At 71.5% G+C, this 15994-nt stretch carries 18 protein-coding genes and 2 tRNA genes; 10 read left to right on the plus strand and 10 right to left on the minus strand.

The features are described 5' to 3' along the window. Positions 1-9 precede the first annotated feature (9 nt). From PZ894_RS12910 to PZ894_RS12920, 3 genes are all read left to right on the plus strand, one after another. Positions 10-86, plus strand: a tRNA-Ile gene (locus PZ894_RS12910). Positions 87-132: 46 nt separating this feature from the next. After that, complete coding sequence (locus PZ894_RS12915; protein ID WP_275745310.1) at positions 133-258, plus strand: DLW-39 family protein; 126 nt, start codon at positions 133-135, stop codon at positions 256-258. 25 nt (positions 259-283) lie between these two features. Further along, positions 284-359: transfer RNA gene (locus tag PZ894_RS12920), tRNA-Ala, on the plus strand. Between the two features lie 242 nt (positions 360-601). On the opposite strand, the gene PZ894_RS12925 is transcribed toward PZ894_RS12920, so the two are convergent. From PZ894_RS12925 to PZ894_RS12935, 3 genes are all read right to left on the minus strand, one after another. After that, complete coding sequence (locus PZ894_RS12925; protein ID WP_275745312.1) at positions 602-883, minus strand: hypothetical protein; 282 nt, start codon at positions 881-883, stop codon at positions 602-604. 97 nt (positions 884-980) lie between these two features. Then, positions 981-1394: a PIN domain nuclease gene (locus tag PZ894_RS12930; protein WP_275745315.1), complete on the minus strand. Its 414-nt coding sequence runs from the start codon at positions 1392-1394 to the stop codon at positions 981-983. Next, the gene (locus PZ894_RS12935; RefSeq protein ID WP_275745317.1) at positions 1385-1606 is read right to left on the minus strand and encodes an antitoxin; all 222 of its coding nucleotides are present in this window, start codon (positions 1604-1606) and stop codon (positions 1385-1387) included. Before PZ894_RS12935 ends, PZ894_RS12930 begins: the two co-directional genes overlap by 10 nt. A 153-nt stretch (positions 1607-1759) precedes the next feature. Between PZ894_RS12935 and PZ894_RS12940 the strand changes: the two genes are divergently transcribed. The 4 genes from PZ894_RS12940 to PZ894_RS12955 are packed head-to-tail and all read left to right on the plus strand — an operon-like array spanning position 1760 to position 4727. Further along, positions 1760-2512 carry an SURF1 family protein gene (locus PZ894_RS12940; protein WP_275745319.1) on the plus strand — a complete coding sequence of 251 codons (753 nt, stop codon included), beginning with the start codon at positions 1760-1762 and terminating at the stop codon, positions 2510-2512. Positions 2513-2521: 9 nt separating this feature from the next. Continuing rightward, positions 2522-2866 (plus strand): DUF3817 domain-containing protein, encoded by a 345-nt coding sequence (locus PZ894_RS12945; protein ID WP_275745321.1) that lies wholly within the window; start codon positions 2522-2524, stop codon positions 2864-2866. Then, the gene (locus tag PZ894_RS12950; RefSeq protein ID WP_275745322.1) at positions 2863-3711 is read left to right on the plus strand and encodes a patatin-like phospholipase family protein; all 849 of its coding nucleotides are present in this window, start codon (positions 2863-2865) and stop codon (positions 3709-3711) included. Before PZ894_RS12945 ends, PZ894_RS12950 begins: the two co-directional genes overlap by 4 nt. Then, positions 3708-4727, plus strand: coding sequence for a 1-acyl-sn-glycerol-3-phosphate acyltransferase (locus PZ894_RS12955; RefSeq protein WP_275745323.1), 1020 nt, complete (start codon positions 3708-3710; stop codon positions 4725-4727). Before PZ894_RS12950 ends, PZ894_RS12955 begins: the two co-directional genes overlap by 4 nt. A 16-nt stretch (positions 4728-4743) precedes the next feature. Here PZ894_RS12955 and PZ894_RS12960 read toward each other — a convergent pair whose 3' ends face one another. Continuing rightward, positions 4744-5331, minus strand: coding sequence for a hypothetical protein (locus PZ894_RS12960; protein ID WP_275745325.1), 588 nt, complete (start codon positions 5329-5331; stop codon positions 4744-4746). 177 nt (positions 5332-5508) lie between these two features. On the opposite strand from PZ894_RS12960, the gene PZ894_RS12965 reads away from it, so the two are divergent. After that, positions 5509-6021 carry a peptidylprolyl isomerase gene (locus tag PZ894_RS12965; RefSeq protein ID WP_275745327.1) on the plus strand — a complete coding sequence of 171 codons (513 nt, stop codon included), beginning with the start codon at positions 5509-5511 and terminating at the stop codon, positions 6019-6021. Positions 6022-6037: 16 nt separating this feature from the next. Continuing rightward, positions 6038-6955, plus strand: coding sequence for a rhomboid family intramembrane serine protease (locus PZ894_RS12970; RefSeq protein WP_275745328.1), 918 nt, complete (start codon positions 6038-6040; stop codon positions 6953-6955). Positions 6956-7136: 181 nt separating this feature from the next. On the opposite strand, the gene PZ894_RS12975 is transcribed toward PZ894_RS12970, so the two are convergent. Beyond that, the gene (locus tag PZ894_RS12975; RefSeq protein WP_275745330.1) at positions 7137-7586 is read right to left on the minus strand and encodes a cell division protein CrgA; all 450 of its coding nucleotides are present in this window, start codon (positions 7584-7586) and stop codon (positions 7137-7139) included. A gap of 69 nt (positions 7587-7655) precedes the next feature. On the opposite strand from PZ894_RS12975, the gene PZ894_RS12980 reads away from it, so the two are divergent. Continuing rightward, on the plus strand, positions 7656-8432 hold the full coding sequence (locus tag PZ894_RS12980; protein ID WP_275745332.1) for a DUF881 domain-containing protein: 777 nt from the start codon (positions 7656-7658) through the stop codon (positions 8430-8432). A gap of 6 nt (positions 8433-8438) precedes the next feature. Here PZ894_RS12980 and pknB read toward each other — a convergent pair whose 3' ends face one another. From pknB to PZ894_RS13005, 5 genes are read right to left on the minus strand one after another with little or no spacing between them, the layout of a single operon-like run. Beyond that, entirely contained in the window at positions 8439-10175 is a 1737-nt protein-coding gene (gene pknB, locus PZ894_RS12985) for a Stk1 family PASTA domain-containing Ser/Thr kinase (RefSeq protein ID WP_345799152.1), read from the minus strand. Positions 10176-10187: 12 nt separating this feature from the next. Further along, a complete protein-coding gene (locus PZ894_RS12990) occupies positions 10188-11687 on the minus strand; it encodes a serine/threonine-protein kinase (RefSeq protein ID WP_275745334.1) in 1500 nt (499 codons plus the stop codon). Next, positions 11684-13156, minus strand: a complete 1473-nt coding sequence (locus PZ894_RS12995; RefSeq protein ID WP_275745335.1) for a penicillin-binding protein 2 — start codon at positions 13154-13156, stop codon at positions 11684-11686. Before PZ894_RS12995 ends, PZ894_RS12990 begins: the two co-directional genes overlap by 4 nt. Further along, complete coding sequence (locus PZ894_RS13000) at positions 13153-14565, minus strand: FtsW/RodA/SpoVE family cell cycle protein (protein ID WP_275745772.1); 1413 nt, start codon at positions 14563-14565, stop codon at positions 13153-13155. Before PZ894_RS13000 ends, PZ894_RS12995 begins: the two co-directional genes overlap by 4 nt. Further along, positions 14562-15992, minus strand: a complete 1431-nt coding sequence (locus PZ894_RS13005) for a protein phosphatase 2C domain-containing protein (RefSeq protein WP_275745337.1) — start codon at positions 15990-15992, stop codon at positions 14562-14564. Before PZ894_RS13005 ends, PZ894_RS13000 begins: the two co-directional genes overlap by 4 nt. Positions 15993-15994: the final 2 nt, after the last annotated feature.

Consider the following 15994-nt stretch of genomic DNA (forward strand, 5'->3'; position numbering starts at 1 on the left):
CCGGTTCGCGGGCCTATAGCTCAGACGGTTAGAGCGCTTCCCTGATAAGGAAGAGGTCACAGGTTCAAGTCCTGTTAGGCCCACCATCCCGGCCCGACCAGCGGTACTCACCCCGAGCCCATGGGAGTCACCATGAAGAAGATCCTGCTGCTCCTGCTCGCCGCCGGCGCCGCCGTCGTGGTCAAGAAGAAGCTCGACGAGGGCAAGCACGAGCAGGCCCTCTGGGCCGAGGCGACCGACAGCGTCACCCGGTCCTGATCCCGGGCGGCCCAGTCCGCCCGAGGGGGCCTTGGCGCAATTGGTAGCGCACCTGCTTTGCAAGCAGGGGGTTAGGGGTTCGAGTCCCCTAGGCTCCACCACGAGAAACCGCAGGTCACCCTGCGGTTCCGTTCCATTTCCGGTATATCTCTACTAACTCCGATCCCGCTGCGGGCGACCGGTGGGGAGGTTTCGGGACATGCGCCCTCAACTGACGTCGAGGAAGGCTTGGAAGCGCTCCTCGAGTAGCGATCGGTCTGGACGTTGGACCGCCGCGGCCACCGCACGTGCGGCGATCGGACGTCGCTGAGCGCCGTTGGCGGTGCTGGCCCGGGTAGCACTCTCACCGTCGCCGACGCGTCCCGCGATCCCACCAGTCGCCGGCCTGGTCGTCTCGGATGATTCGCGCGGTGAGCTCCACGTTCCCGAGGTTGCAGAACTTCCAGAGCTCCTTCGCCGCGCGTGAGTACTGGAAGACCACCTCGTCGACGTCGAACGCGTCGAGCTCGCCCGCATCGAAGCGCTCGACGGCTGACCTGAGGTGACGGACGAGCTCGCCGAGTTGCTCCTCGTGGTAGGCGCCGACGGTCTCGCGAGCGGCTCGACGCTCGGACCTGGTGGACACGGTGAGAGGCTAGACGGACCGCACCGCCACAGCATCCGTCAGTCGGATGGGTGAAAGCTCCCTGAGTGCAGGGCCGGCGAAATGCCGCAGCGCGCCGTCAAGTCCTCCGCAACCGTTCGTGTGGCTGGCCGGTGATGTGGGCGATCAGCTCGAAGTTCTTGTCGAGGTGGAGCACCGTCAGGCCGGTGAGCTCTGCGGTGGCCGCGATGAGAAGGTCGGGGATCGACGGAGCACGGTGCTGCCCTCGGTCGGCGAGCAACTGCTGGATGTGGAGAGCCCGGTCCTCGATCGCGGGTGTCAGGTACTCGACCGGCATCGCCGAGATCGGCGGCGAGGTGAACGCGACACGTGACTGTTCGGCCGTCCGAGCCGAATAGCCGACCTCGAGCCTGGTCACCGTCGTGATCCTGACCAGACCCCTCTGGATCCGACTCGCCCACTCCTCGGCGTCGGGGCTGGTCCCGAGACGAACGAGGGCCGACTTGTCGATCAACCAGTCGGTCACTGCCACGCCGCGTCCATCACCTCGTCGTCGGCGAGGTCGACGAACGCAGCACTGAAGGCCTGCAAGTTCTCGGATGTGACGCTGGCATTGGTGGTCGCTGCATCAGAGGCGAGCCGTCGCCGGATGTACTCGACGCGAGAGAGTCCGAGTCGCGCGGCGTGGGCGTCCACTCCCGCCAGGACGTCGTCTGGGACGTCGCGGATCAGAACATCGGGCATGACAACACCTCCTGATATCTCATGATATCAGGAGCGAGACGTCTGCCGGGCACAACCTCCTCAACCACCGGCGGCGCGACGTGCGTCACCGGTAGGAGGGCCCACGGCGGGCGGGCTGGATCGGCGCACTTCGCTGCTGCGTACGCTGAGGCCGTGCCCAGCCCGCTCGCCCCGCGCTACTGGGGCGCGCACCTGCTGGCGCTCGTGCTCGTGGGGATCGCCGCCGCGCTGGGCTTCTGGCAGTACGACGCGTGGCGGGCCCATCGCGCCGCCGAGGCGGTCGACCTCAGCCAGGTCGAGCCGGTGCCCCTCGCCGAGGTGATGGGTCCGGACGACCCGTTCCCCGGCAACCGGATCGGGCAGCCGGTGACGGTCGAGGGCACGTGGGTGCCCGACGGCACCGTCTACGTCTCCGGCCGGGTGCACGAGGGCACGGACGGCTACTGGGTCGTGACACCGCTGGCCGTCGATGGAGCCGACGGCGGGGCGCTCCCGATCGTCCGCGGCTGGATCGCGGACCCGGGCGACGCGCCCCCGCCCCCGACGGGCGCCGCCGAGCTCGACGCCTGGCTCCAGCCGCCCGAGGGGACCGGCGAGACCGACGAGGACCCCGGCGACGACGTACTCCCGCAGCTGCGCATCGCCGACCTGATCCAGCACGTCGACCAGGACCTGTATGGCGCGTACGGCGTGGCCGAGGTGCCCGAGGACGGCCTGGCGGCCGCGAGCGTCGACCAGCTGCCGGAGGTGGGCACGTTCACCGGCATCCGCAACCTGCTCTACGCGGTCGAGTGGTGGTTCTTCGGGCTGTTCGCCGCGTTCATCTGGTGGCGGTGGGTGACGGAGACGACAGCGCGGCGCCCCTTGGCCGAGGAGGCCGCGGAGCCCGCCGCGACCGATCCGTAGTCTGGTGCCGTGAAGCTGTTCAACGTCTATCGCGTGCTGGCGTTCGTCGTCGGCGTGCTGCTCGCCTTCTGCGCGCTGGTCGCCGCGCCGCTGAAGTACCTCGCCGAGGACGGCAGCGGCCTCCAGGAGTTCGGCGAGCAGGCCAGCATCATGTGGCTCTTCCACGGCTGGATCTTCATGGTGTACGTCGTGGTCGCGTTCCTGCTGGCGCGCCGCGCGCGGTGGTCGGTGGGCTTCACCCTGCTGATGCTCGTCGCCGGCCTGGTCCCGCTGCTGATCTTCTGGGTCGAGCACCGGGTCACCCGGCTGATGCGCGCCGAGCACCCCGACCTCGTGGGATCCTCACCCATGTGAGTGCCACCTCGGCGACGACCGCCTTCGTGCTCGGGGGCGGCGGCGTCCTCGGCGCGGTCGAGGTCGGGATGCTCCGCGCGCTGTTCGAGCGCGGCATCGTGCCCGACCTCGTGCTCGGCACCAGCATCGGCGCGCTCAACGGCGCGATGGTGGCGCGTCAGCCCGACGCCACGGTCATCGACAAGCTGACCGAGCTGTGGCGCGGGGCCGGCGCCCCCGGCGGAGAGGTGTACGGCGACTCGCCGCTGCGCACGGTGCGTCGGGCCGTCTCGACGGGCACTCACCTGTGGTCGGCGAAGCCGTTGCGCCAGGCCCTCGACGACGAGCTCGACGACCTGACCTTCGAAGACCTGCCGGTGCGCTTCCAGGTCTGCGCGGCGAGCATCGAGCGCGCCGCCGAGCACTGGTTCGACTCCGGCCGCGTCGTCGACGCCGTCGTCGCCAGCGCCGCCGTGCCCGGGCTGCTGCCGCCCGCCAAGGTCGGGGACGAGCACTTCCTCGACGGCGGCATCGTGAACTCCATCCCGCTCGGCCGCGCCGTCCAGCTCGGTGCCTCGCGGGTCTTCGTGCTGCAGGTCGGCCGGATCGACCGGCCGCTGGACGTGCCGCGGCGACCGTGGGAGGTGGCGCGGGTGTCGTTCGAGATCGCGCGCCGGCATCGCTTCAACCGCGAGCTCGAGGAGCTCCCCGCGAGCGTCGAGGCGCACGTCCTCCCGGCCCGCGGCACGTCGGCGAGGGACGACACGCTCCTCGGGACCCGGGACTTCGCCGGCGTCCAGCAGCGGATCGACTTGACCTACGAGGCGACCGCGGCGTACCTCGACGAGCACCTGGGCGACCCGTGATCTGGGTGCTCCGCCGGTGCGTGATCGCCCCGGCGGTGGTCGCGCTGGCGGTCTTCATCTGGTTCACGCTGCCGCTCTGGCTGATCGGTGCGGCCGCGATCTCACCGATCGTGCCGGGATGGCTGCGACCGCTGCGCGTCATGTGGGTGGCGATCTTCTACCTCACCTGCGAGGCGCTGCTGCTGGTCGTGATGCTCGGGCTCTGGCTGGCGTCCGGATTCGGGTGGCGGGTGCGCTCGCCGTACTTCGAGGGCATCCACTACGACCTCGTGCAGGGCACGATGTGGGTGTTCTTCCGCGAGGCGCGGCGGGTGCTGCGGCTGCGGATCGAGACCGAGGGCCCGACCCCGGTCGCCCATCCGGTCCGGCCGATCCTGGTCTGCTGCAGGCACGCGGGTCCGGGCGACTCCTTCGTGCTCATCCACACGCTGATGGCGTGGTACGCCCGTGAGCCGCGGGTGGTGCTCAAGGACACGCTGGCCTGGGACCCCATGATCGACGTCGTGCTCAACCGCATCCCGGCCCGGTTCATCACCCCCAACCCGCGGCCGGGAGCAGACCTCGAGCGGCAGATCGCGGACCTCGCGACCGGCCTGGACGAGAACGACGCCTTCGTGATCTTCCCGGAGGGCGGCAACTTCACCCCGGCGCGGCGGCAGCGGGCGATCGACCGGCTGCGGCGGCTCGGGATGGAGCGGATGGCGCAGCGGGCCGAGCAGATGATCCACGTGATCGCGCCGCGGCCCGGAGGCTTCCTGGCCGCGCTCGACGCCGCGCCCGGTGCCGACGTCGTGCTCGTCGCGCACACCGGGCTCGACCACCTGCTGACCGTCGGCGACGTGTGGCGGGAGCTGCCGATGGACAAGCGCATCGTCATGCGGTGGTGGCAGGTCCCGCGCGAGGAGATCCCGGCCGGTCGCGAGGCGCGGATCGAGTGGCTCTTCGGGTGGTGGGAGCGGATCGACGCCTGGATCGACGAGAACCGGCCGGCGGATCACCCCACCGGCCGGTCCTGAGCGCTGCTCCGAGGCGCTACTTGCTCTTGTCGTCGACCTCGACGACGTCGGACGGGTCTTCGGGCGTGGTCACGGGCCGGGGGCTCTCGGACTGGTCGGCGATCGCCTCGGCGGGCGACGCTCCGGCCGTGTCGTCCTCGGACCGCGGCGCCGGAGCAGGCGTCGGCGTGTACGACGACTGCCAGCTGTCGCTCTCCTTGCTCCCCTTGACCTTGGTGAGGACGAACGCGGCGACCGCCGCGATCCCGGTGAGCAGCAGCAGCTTGCGGAGCTTGCCGCCCTTCTTCTTCTCGGGCTCCGCCACCTCGGCGACCTTCTCCGCGGCGGCGCCGGCTGCCTCGGCTGCCTTCTCGGCGGCCATGCTCGCGCCCACGGCGATCTTCTCGGCCGCGATCGCGGCACCGGTGGCGACCGCGGGCCCGGCCTTCTCGCGGGCGTCGGCGAGGACCGGGGTGGCCTTCTCCCGGACGTCGGCGAGGACGGGTCCGGCCTTCTCGCGCGCCGTCGCCACGGCCGACTCGACCTGTGGCCTGACCTGCTCGACATACCCGTTGACCGTGTCGCCGGCCTGGTCGAGGAGCGACTTCTTCTTCCGCAGACCCATGGGGCTTCCTCTCGTCGTGTCCCTGGCTCATTCGATCATGTCACTGGTGACCGAACCAGTGGCCCGGCCAGCGGGCGGGCTGCTTGCCGACCATGCGAGGATCGGACGGCACGACCCCGCACCGCGCTACGTCCGTGGTGTACCCATCAAGGCACGGACCGACACCGAGAGGCAGTCATGGCTGACCAGCAGGCCATTCTCAAGACCAACCGGGGCGACATCACGCTCAACCTCTTCCCCGACCACGCGCCGCAGACGGTCGCGAACTTCGTCGGCCTCGCGCAGGGCACCAAGGAGTACGACGCCGGCAACGGGCGCTCCGGCCCGTTCTACGACGGCCTGACCTTCCACCGCGTGATCGAGGGCTTCATGATCCAGGGCGGCTGCCCGCTCGGCACCGGCACCGGCGGCCCCGGCTACACGTTCAAGGACGAGCCGCACCCCGAGCTCACCTTCGACAAGCCCTACCTCCTGGCGATGGCCAACGCGGGCCCCGGCACCAACGGCTCGCAGTTCTTCGTCACCGTCGGCGCCACGACGTGGCTGAACTTCAAGCACACGATCTTCGGCGAGGCGGCCGACCAGGCCTCCCGCGACGTGGTCGACGCGATCGCCACGACCCAGACCGGTCCCGGGGACCGCCCGGTCGAGCCGGTCGTGATCGAGTCCGTCGAGATCGTCGGCGCCTGACCCACCCGCGCGACCCGTGACCGACCATCCGGCCCCCGCCGGGGTGCCGACCTGCTACCGGCACCCCGGCCGGGAGTCGCACATCCGCTGCCAGCGCTGCGACCGGCCGATCTGCCCCGACTGCATGCGCGACGCCGCCGTGGGCTTCCAGTGCCCCGAGTGCGTCGCCACCGGCCGGAAGGAGACGCGCACCGGGCGCACGGCGTACGGCGGCCTCCGCCCGACCAACGCGTCGGTGACCTCCGGTGTGCTGATCGCCGTCAACGCCGCCGTCTGGATCGCGATCATGGTGACCGGCGGCTCGGGCAGCCGGCTCGTGGACCTCCTCGGGCTCCGCCCGAGCGGGCTGTGCCTGGTCGGCAACGGCGGGTACGACGTGCCCGAGGCCCTGTGCACCGCGCAGGGTGGCAGCTGGCTGCCCGGCGTCGCCGACGGCGCGTGGTGGCAGCTCGTGACGTCGGGCTTCACCCACGTCACCATCACCCACATCGGGTTCAACATGCTCGCGCTGTGGATGATCGGCCCGCAGCTCGAGATGGTGCTCGGCCGGACGCGCTTCCTCGCGCTCTACCTGGTCTCGCTGCTCGCCGGCTCGACCGTGGTGATGTGGGCGGCCGGGGAGTACCAGCTCACCCTCGGCGCCTCCGGCGCCATCTACGGCCTCTTCGGCGCGCTGATCATCGTCGCCCGCCGGGTCGGCGGCGACATGCGCGCCCTGTGGGGGCTGATCATCGTCAACGTGCTGATCACGTTCGCGGTGCCCAACATCTCCTGGCAGGGCCACCTGGGTGGCTTCGTCGGCGGCGTCCTCGCCACGGGCATCCTCGTCTACGCGCCCCGGCGGCACCGCGCGGCGTACCAGGCCCTTGGCCTCGTCGCCCTGGTCGCGGTGCTCGCGATCGGCGCCGTCGCCCGGATCGCCCAGCTGTCCTGAGCGCGTCGCTGGCGCCGGCGCATCCACAGCTGTGGAATCACCTGTGGAGAACTACAGGCGTGTAGTTCTCCACCATGGGGATAACCGCTGTGGAGACGACCCCGCGGACACGACCCCGGAAATGACGCCGACCCGCCCGAAAGTTTCGGGCGGGTCGGCGGAGGTGGTGGGGCGTCTCGACCTACTCCCAGCGCGTGGCGAAGGTGAAGCCGACGGCCATGAAGGCGATGCCGACGACCAGGTTCTTCTGGCCGAGGTCGTCGAAGACCCAGATGCTGCTCAGGTCGTCGCTGAAGACGTAGTAGGTGCAGATCCAGGCCAGGCCGAGGAGGAAGCAGCCGAGCATGCCGACGACCACGCCGCGGCCGCGACCCAGCGGCGTGGACGGGTGGGCCGAGACGACGAGGCCGACGAAGAAGAGGCCGAAGCCGATCAGGTAGTTCCAGTCGCCGAGGTCGGCCATGAAGGCGGGGGAGCCGTCGTCGTCGGTCGGGAACGACGTCGGGTCGAAGACCACGTAGTAGTAGGCGATCCAGGCGATGCCGACGAGCATCAGGACCAGCGCCAGGATGAAGCGCTTCGACAGCACCGGGCCCCGGGCGGGGGCGAGGGGGTCCTTGACCTTCGACACGGAGGCTCCTGAAGTGGTTCGTTCTCGTCGGTTCCTGCCCTGGCCGGGCTCCGGGCTACCTTAGTCGTCGTGAGCGCCGGATCCCACGCGAGGCCCTCCGGGTCCGAAGACCCGGCGCGCCGGCGACCCCGCTGGTGGCGGCTGGGTACGCCGCTGGTCGTGCTCGCCTGCGGAGCGCTCTTCGTCGTCAGTGCCACCAGCAGCGAGGGCACCGACCTGCGACCGGGCCGCTACACCGACCTCGCGGCCCTCGTGGACGACGAGGCCGAGAGCTACGATGCGCTGCGCGACCGGGTCGCGAACCTCAACGCCGAGGTGACCGAGCTCAGCTCGTCGCTCAGCGACGACGAGGTGAACCGCTACCAGCGCCGGATCGAGCGGCTGCGCGACCCGGCGGGGCTCGAGCCGCGCCGCGGCCCGGGCGTCACCATCGTGCTCTCCGACGCCCCCGAGGACGTCATCAACTCCACGACCGGCGACGTCAACCCGCTGCTGGTGCACCAGCAGGACATCCAGGCCGTGGTCAACGCGCTGTGGAAGGGCGGCGCCAGCGCCGTCACCATCCAAGGTCAGCGCGTCGTGTCGACCACCGGCATCAGGTGCGAGGGCAACTCCGTGCAGCTCCAGGGCGTGCCCTACCCGCAGCCCTACGTCATCCAGGCGGTCGGCATCCAGGCCGCGCTGCTGACCGCTCTCGAGGGCGACTCCTACCTGCAGGCCTACCGCGAGGACGCCGCCGACCCCGAGATCTCGGTCGGCTGGGCGCTGACGCTCGAGAACAGCGTCACCGCGCCGGGGTACGACGGCCTCCTCGACCTCAACTACGCCACGCCGCTGCGCAGCTGAGCGGCGCTACAGCGCCGGTGGCGTGACCGTCGGCGTCTCGGGTGGCGGGGTGGTCGCCGGCGGCGTCGGGGTCGGCGTCTCGCTCGGCGCGGCGTAGGTCGACACCACGATCGTCACCGTCGAGCCCGCCGACGGCGTCTCGCCCGAGCGCGGACTCTGGTCGATCACGGTGCCGGCCGGCTCGGTGGTGTCGGCGGACTCGATCACCCGCGGCTCGAAGCCCGCGTTGCGGATCGCCTCCTCGGCCTTGGCCTGCTGCTTGCCGACCACGTCGGGCACCTTCTCGCGGCCGTCGGAGTAGAAGACGACGATCCTCGTGCCCTCGGCGACGGTGGTGCCCTGCGACGGCTCGGTGCGCGTGACGGTGAACTTGTCCTCGTCGGACTCCTCCTCCTCGAGCTTCACCTCGAAGCCCTGGGCGACCAGCGCCGCCTCGGCCTCGTCGCGGTCCTGGCCGATCACGAACGGGACCTCGACCTGCGGCTTGCCCAGCGAGATCGTCAGGTCCACCGGGGTGTCGGGGTCGCGGTACTCCGACGGGTCGGGCGCCTGGGTGATCACCCTGCCGGAGCGGACGTCGCTGCTGGCCTCCCGCTCGATCGAGCCGACCGCGAGGCCGGCGTCGCCGATGAGCGCGCGCGCCTGGTCCTCGGTCTTGCCGATCACGTTGGGCACGGGGACCTGCTCGGGTGCCTGCTCGAAGAGCCGCGGCAGCAGGTAGGCGGCGCCGGCGATGAGCACGATCAGCAGCAGGCCCAGGGCGACGAGCAGCCCGGTGCGGCTGCGGGGCTCCTCCTCGGCGTACGTCGGCTGCGGCGCGACGGCCGCGGTGGCGGCGGTCGGCTGCGGGTCGGGCGCCATCGGCGGCGGCAGCGGCGCCTGCACCGGACGCCCGGCGAGGTAGCGCTCGATGTCGCTGCGCATCGCGGCCGCCGACTGGTAGCGGTCCTCGAGGCGCTTGGCGAGGGCCTTGAGCACGATGGCGTCGACCTCGGGCGGGAGCTCGGTGTCGTGGTCGGACGGCGGCATCGCGGGCTCACGGACGTGCTGGTAGGCGACCGCGACCGGGCTGTCGCCAACGAACGGCGGACGACCGGTGAGCAGCTCGTAGAGCAGACAGCCCGCGGAGTAGACGTCGGAGCGGGAGTCGACGGTCTCGCCGCGCGCCTGCTCGGGCGAGAGGTACTGCGCGGTGCCGACCACGGCCGCGGTCTGGGTCATCGTCGAAGCCGCGTCGCTGACCGCGCGGGCGATGCCGAAGTCCATCACCTTCACGTCGCCGCTCGGCGTCAGCATCACGTTGCCGGGCTTGATGTCGCGGTGGATGATCCCCGCGCGGTGGCTGTAGTCGAGGGCCGAGAGCACGCCGCTGGTGATCTCCAGCGCGCGCTCGGGGAGGATCTTGCGTCCTTCGCGGAGGATGTCGCGCAGCGTGCGGCCCGCGACGTACTCCATGACGATGTAGGGCTGGGAGATGCCGGACCCGTCGGTCGCCGGCTCCTCGCCGGTGTCGTAGACGGCGACGATCGCCGGGTGGTTGAGCGAGGCGGCCGACTGCGCCTCGCGTCGGAACCGGGCCTGGAACGTCGCGTCGCTGGCGAGGTCGGTGCGGAGCCGCTTGACGGCGACCACCCGGCCGAGCCGGGTGTCGGTGCCCTTGCGGACCTCGGCCATGCCGCCGCGGCCGAGGAGCTCACCGAGCTCGTAGCGCCCGCCGATCAGGAGCGGCTGCTGGTTGTTCACGATGCCTTGCCCTTAGCTGTTCGGAGACGTGGTGTCGGCCGGCGACTGGAGGTCGGCCGGCGACTGGGTGTCGGACGGGGTCGGGCTCTCGGTGGCCGTCGGCGACGCGGTCTCGGACGGCGTCGGCTCGTCGGGGACCGGGCCCCAGACGCCGAGCGTCACGGTGTCGCCGACCTCGAGGGCGCCCGTCGGGTTGACGCTCGTCACGTCGCCCTCGATGCGGTCGCCGGGGTTGTCGACCTGCTCGGTGACGACGCGGAGGCCGAGGTCGGCGAGCTCGCGCTGCACGTCGCCGACCGGACGACCGACGTAGGCCTGCTCGTCGACGCGGACGGTCGTGTCCTCGGCCTCGCTCGTCGGCGAGCTCGGCTCGGACGCCTCGCTCGTGGCCTTCGTGGGCGTCGCCCTCGTCGTCTGCTCGTCGCCCGGGTCCTCGTCGCCGTCGCCCGACGTGAGCAGCACGACGACGAGCACCACGGCCGCCACGAGCGCGATCACGCCGACGACCGGCCAGACCCAGGAGCGTCGGCGCCGCTCCTCCTGCGGGGCCGGCCCGCCGGTCGTCGCCACGGGCACCGGTGCGAGCACCTGGGTGCTCGAGGCGTCGGCGGCCGGCGCCGGTGCCGGCACCACGCGGGTGGCCTCGGTGGCCGGGTTGCGCAGCGCGTAGGCCAGGGCCCGGCCGTCGGCGAACCGCTCGGCGGGATCCTTGGCGAGCGCCCGGCGTACGACGGCAGCGAGGTCGGCCGGCACCGACGGCGGCAGCTCGGGCACCGGCTCGCGCAGGTGGGCGAGCGCCGTGGCGACCGCGGTCTCCCCGACGAACGGCCGCCGCCCGGCCAGGCACTCGAAGGCGACGACGCCGAGCGAGTAGACGTCGGACGCCGACGTCGCGGTCTGGCCCTGGGCCTGCTCGGGCGAGAGGTACTGCGGCGTGCCCATCACCTCGCCGGTGCCGGTCAGGCCGACACCCTCCGCGGCGCGGGCGATCCCGAAGTCGGTGACCTTGACCTGCCGATCGGGGGTGACGAGCAGGTTGGCGGGCTTGACGTCGCGGTGCACGATGCCGGCCGCGTGGGCTGCGCCGATCCCGTCGGCGGCCTGGGCGAGCAGCTCGCGGACCGCGATCGGGTCCATGGGCACGTCGGGGCGCAGGAGCGCCGAGAGCGGCTGGCCGTCGACGAGCTCCATCACCAGGAACGGGCGGTGGGTGCCGGACCCGTCGGTCATGACGGACTCGCCGAAGTCGTAGACCGTCGCGATGTTGGCGTGGTGCAGCGAGGCCGCGTGCTGGGCCTCGGTCTCGAAGCGCACGCGGAACGACGAGTGGTCGGCGTACTCGGCCTTGAGCAGCTTGACCGCGACCGGACGGTCGAGGACCGTGTCGGTCGCCCGCCACACCTCCCCCATGCCGCCGGTCGCGAGCCGCCCGTCGAGCCGATAGCGCCGGGAGTCGTCGGCGTAGCCGTCTCCAGCTCCGCTGCCTGGTCCGTTGCCTGGTGTCTGGGTCACCGGATCACCGCCTCCATCACTGCCTTGGCGATCGGACCGCCGAGCAGGCCGCCGGCAATCTCGTCGCGCGGGATGTCGGACTTCTGGATCATCACGGCCACCGCGACCTCCGGGTTGTCGGCCGGGGCGAACGAGATGAACCAGGCGTACGGCGAGCGCTCGCTCTGGCCGGTCTGCGCGGTGCCGGTCTTGCCGGCGACGTCGATGCCGGGGATCGCGGCGGGGGACGCCGTGCCGCTGTCGACGGTGGAGACCATCAGCTCGGTGACCTCGTTCGCGGCCGTGGCCGACACCGCCTGCGAGAGCTCCTCCGGGTCGGTCTTGTCGAGCACGTTGAGGTCGGCCGCCTGCTCCTCGTCGACGAGGTAGGGCTTCATCACGGTGCCGTCGTTGGCGAGCCCGGCCGCGACCATCGCCATCTGCAGCGGTGTCGCGGACACGTCGAACTGCCCGAAGCCCGTCATTCCCAGCTGCGCCTCGTCGACGCCCTCGGGGAACTGGGAGATCGCCTGCGGCGACAGGTCGTCGAAGTAGTGCTGGTTGAAGCCGAAGCCCTCCGCGGTCTTCTCCATGTCCTCGGCCCCGACCTCGCCGGCGATCTGGGCGAAGGAGGTGTTGCAGGAGTTCTCCATCGCCTGGGCGAACGGGATCTTGCTCCCGTTGGCGCCGCACGAGCGCCCCTCGTTGTCGATCTGGCCGGTCGGGCCGTGCGTCAGCGGGAGCTGGTAGGTCACGCCGCCGGGCACCTGCGAGTCGGCGTCGTAGAGCCCCTTGTCGATCGCGGCAGCCGCGGTCACGACCTTGAACGTCGAGCCCGGTGGCAGGCGGGTCTGGATCGCGCGGTTGAGCAGCGGCTCGGACGGGTCCTCGTTGAGCTGCTTGGACTTCTTCGTCACGGCGCCGAGGTCGTGGGAGGCGAGCTGGTTGGGGTCGTAGGTCGGGAGCGAGACCATCGCCAGGACCTTGCCGGTGTTGGGCTCCAGCGCCACCACGGAGCCCTCGATGTCGCCGCCGAGCGCCTTCAGCCCGTCGTACGCCGCCTGCTGCGCCGCCGGGTTGATCGTCAGGCCCACGTTGCCGCCCTGGGCCGGCTTCCCGCCGAGCAGGTCCAGCAGGTTGGTCACGAACAGCCGCGGGTCGTCGCCGGAGAGCACGCCGTTCCTGGTCTGCTCGATGCCGGTGGCGCCGAAGTAGGAGAAGTAGCCGGTGATCGGCGCGTAGACGAACGGCTTGGGATAGGTGCGCTGGAACTTGTACTCGTCGTCGGCCTCGACGCTCTCGGCGACGGGCGTGCGGCCGACCAGGATCGCGCCGCGCTCCTGGGAGTACGACGCCACCTGGACCCGCCGGTTGCGCGGGTCGTCGTTGAGGGCGCCCGCCTTCCAGTACTGCACGTAGGTCGCGTTGATCATCAGCGCGAGGAAGAGCAGCAGGCAGAAGATCGAGACGGTGCGGATCGGCTTGTTCACGACGTTCCTCCCAGACGCACGACCTGGGTGGCGTCCTCGCTGAAGGCCGCGGTGTCGTCGGAGACGGTGGGCAGCGGCCGCCGCGCCTGGTCGGAGATGCGCAGCAGCACCGCGACGATCACCCAGTTGGCGACCAGCGACGAGCCGCCGTACGCGAGGAAGGGCGTGGTCAGGCCGGTGATCGGGATCAGCCCGGTGACGCCGCCGGCGACAACGAAGACCTGCAGCGCGATCGCACTGCCCAGGCCGGTGGCGACGAGCTTGCCGAAGCCGTCGCGGCAGATCAGCGCCGTGCGCAGAGCCCGCTCGACGATGAGGCCGTACATCATCAGCACCGCGATCAGGGCGGTCAGGCCGAGCTCCTCGCCGATGGAGGCGAGGATGAAGTCGGACTCCGCGAACGGCACCCGGTCGGGGTCGCCGTTGCCGAAGCCGCGGCCGATGAGACCGCCCCAGCCCAGGCCGAACTTCGCCTCGATCGGCTGGAAGCTCTCACCGGAGTCGTAGAAGTCGAAGGGGTTGAGCCAGATGTCGAACCGCTCCCGGACGTGACCGAAGAGGAAGTAGGCGAGGGCCGCGCCGCCGACGAACAGCAGCCCGCCGACGACCAGCCAGCCGGGTCGCTCGGTCGCGACGTAGAGCATGATCAGGAAGAGGCCGAAGAACAGCAGGCTGGAGCCGAGGTCGCGCTGGAAGACGAGGATGCCGAGGCTGACCAGCCACATGACGAGGATCGGCCCGAGGTCGCGGCCGCGGGGCAGGTCGACGAAGAGCACCCGTCGCCCGGCGAGCGCGAGGGCGTCGCGGTGGAGCACGAGGTAGCCGGCGACCGCGATCACCAGCAGCACCTTGGCGACCTCGCCGGGCTGGAAGCTGAAGGGGCCGAGCCGGATCCAGATCCGCGCGCCGTAGACGGTCCGGCCGAGGCCGGGCAGCAGCGGCAGCAGCAGCAGCACGATCGCCGCGAGGCCGCTGGTGTAGGTGAAGCGCTGGAGCACGCGGTGGTCGCGGACCGCGATCAGCGTCACGACGAAGAGCACGACGCCGAGCGTCATCCACGTCAGTTGCTGCTGGGCGAACTCGTGGAAGCGACCCTCCGCCTCGCGCGCGAGGTCGATGCGGTGGATCACGGCCAGACCGAGCCCGTTGAGGGCCGCGACGACCGGCAGCAGCACGGGATCGGCGTACGGCGCGACGAAGCGGATCACGAGGTGGGCGCCGATCACGAGGCCGGCGAGCCAGGCGCCGTACCCGAACAGGTCGGGCGGCACCTCCTCCTCGACGCCGATGCCGACGGCGGCGTACGCCCCGACGCCCACGACCAGCGCGAGGACGAGCAGGAAGAGCTCCGCACCCCGCCGGCGGCGGTGCACGAACCCGAGGAGAGACGACGGCTGGGCCACGCTCAGCTCTCTCCCGAACTCTGGGCCGAACTCTGGGCCGAGCTCTGGGCCGAGCTCTGGGCCGGACTCTGGGCCGAGCTCTGGGCCGAGCTCTCGTCGGTGGGCTGGTCGGACGGCTGGGTCTCCTGGTTGTCGGCCAGGTTCTGCACGGTCTGGCGGGCGTCGTCGAGGTCCTCGGCGGAGATGCCCTCCTGCACCTTCCCGGAGTCGAAGTCCGACAGCCGGTCCAGGGCGAGGTCGGTGGTCTCGTACGGCTCCGACAGGTCGAAGCCGCCGACCGAGGCGTTGACGCCGCGGAAGATGACGACGGTGCCGTCCTCCTCGCCGACGTAGTACTGGTGCTGCGACCACGACCAGAGCGCCGCGACCGCCAGCCACGCCAGCCCGACCAGGGTGACGGCGCCGAAGACGCGCCGGGCCCACGTGTATCGGCGCGGCCCCCGCGGCGCGTAGCGGGCCGCCTCGGGGTCGATCGGGTCGGCGGTGATCGCGTACGGCACGTCGTCGGGGAGGTCGGCCGGGATCGGGTCGAGCTCCCCGGTGTCACCCGAGCGGTGCCCGCGGAAGAGGCCACCGGTGCGGCCGCGCTGGACCCGGCGGTCCGCCGCCGCGCCCACGACGAGCGGCTCCACCGGGGCCGGGTCGGCCCCGGTGGCCTCGAGCACGTCGGCGACCACGCAGGTGACGTTGTCGGTGCTGCCGGCCTCGAGGCTGGCGCGGACCAGTTCGACCGCGGCGTACTCCGGGCTGCCGGTCGAGAGGATGTCGGCGAGCCGCCCGTCGTCGAGCGCGCCGCTCGCCCCGTCGCTGCAGACCAGGAGCCGGTCGCCGGGGACGACCTCGAGCACGGACAGGTCCGGCTCGCTGTCGCTCACGGCGTCGACGGCCCGCAGGATCAGGTTGCGGTGGGGGTGGACCTTCGCCTCGTCCTCGGTGATCCGGCCCTCGTCGATGAGGGTCTGCACGAACGTGTGGTCGGTGGTGAGCTGCCGGACGGTGCCGTCGCGGAAGAGGTAGGCTCGGCTGTCGCCGACGTGGCCGACACCGATGCGGAACCCGTCGAAGGCGAGCAGGGACGCGGTCGTGCTGGTGCCGCTGAGCGCGGGGTCCTCGTCGACGAGCTCGACCAGCCGGTCGTGCGCGCGGTGCACGGCGCCGGCGATCCGGCCGAGCAGGTCGTCGGCGGAGTCGCTGGTCGGGGGCTGGTCCAGCCGGCGCAGCTGGCCGATCGCGGTCGACGAGGCGAGGTCGCCGCGGACCGCGCCGCCGACGCCGTCGCAGACCGCGAGCAGCCAGGGGCCGGCGTACCCGGAGTCCTGGTTCTCCCGGCGCACCCGGCCGACGTCGGAGACGGCGCCGTAGTCGAGTCGGAAGCGCGGAGCCGGTTGACCCGTCGGCTGGCCCGTCGGCTGCCCTGTCGGCTGGTCGGTCATCG

This window comes from Nocardioides sp. YIM 152315, assembly GCF_029210375.1.
Classification (GTDB): domain Bacteria; phylum Actinomycetota; class Actinomycetes; order Propionibacteriales; family Nocardioidaceae; genus Nocardioides.

Bases quoted from the DNA above. Each gene is read 5' to 3' on its own strand.
- PZ894_RS12965 (WP_275745327.1), top strand. From the start codon at position 5,509: ATGGCTGACCAGCAGGCCATTCTCAAGACCAACCGGGGCGACATCACG.
- PZ894_RS13005 (WP_275745337.1), bottom strand. From the start codon at position 15,992: ATGACCGACCAGCCGACAGGGCAGCCGACGGGCCAGCCGACGGGTCAA.
- PZ894_RS12960 (WP_275745325.1), bottom strand. From the start codon at position 5,331: ATGGGTCTGCGGAAGAAGAAGTCGCTCCTCGACCAGGCCGGCGACACG.
- PZ894_RS12935 (WP_275745317.1), bottom strand. From the start codon at position 1,606: ATGCCCGATGTTCTGATCCGCGACGTCCCAGACGACGTCCTGGCGGGA.
- PZ894_RS12915 (WP_275745310.1), top strand. From the start codon at position 133: ATGAAGAAGATCCTGCTGCTCCTGCTCGCCGCCGGCGCCGCCGTCGTG.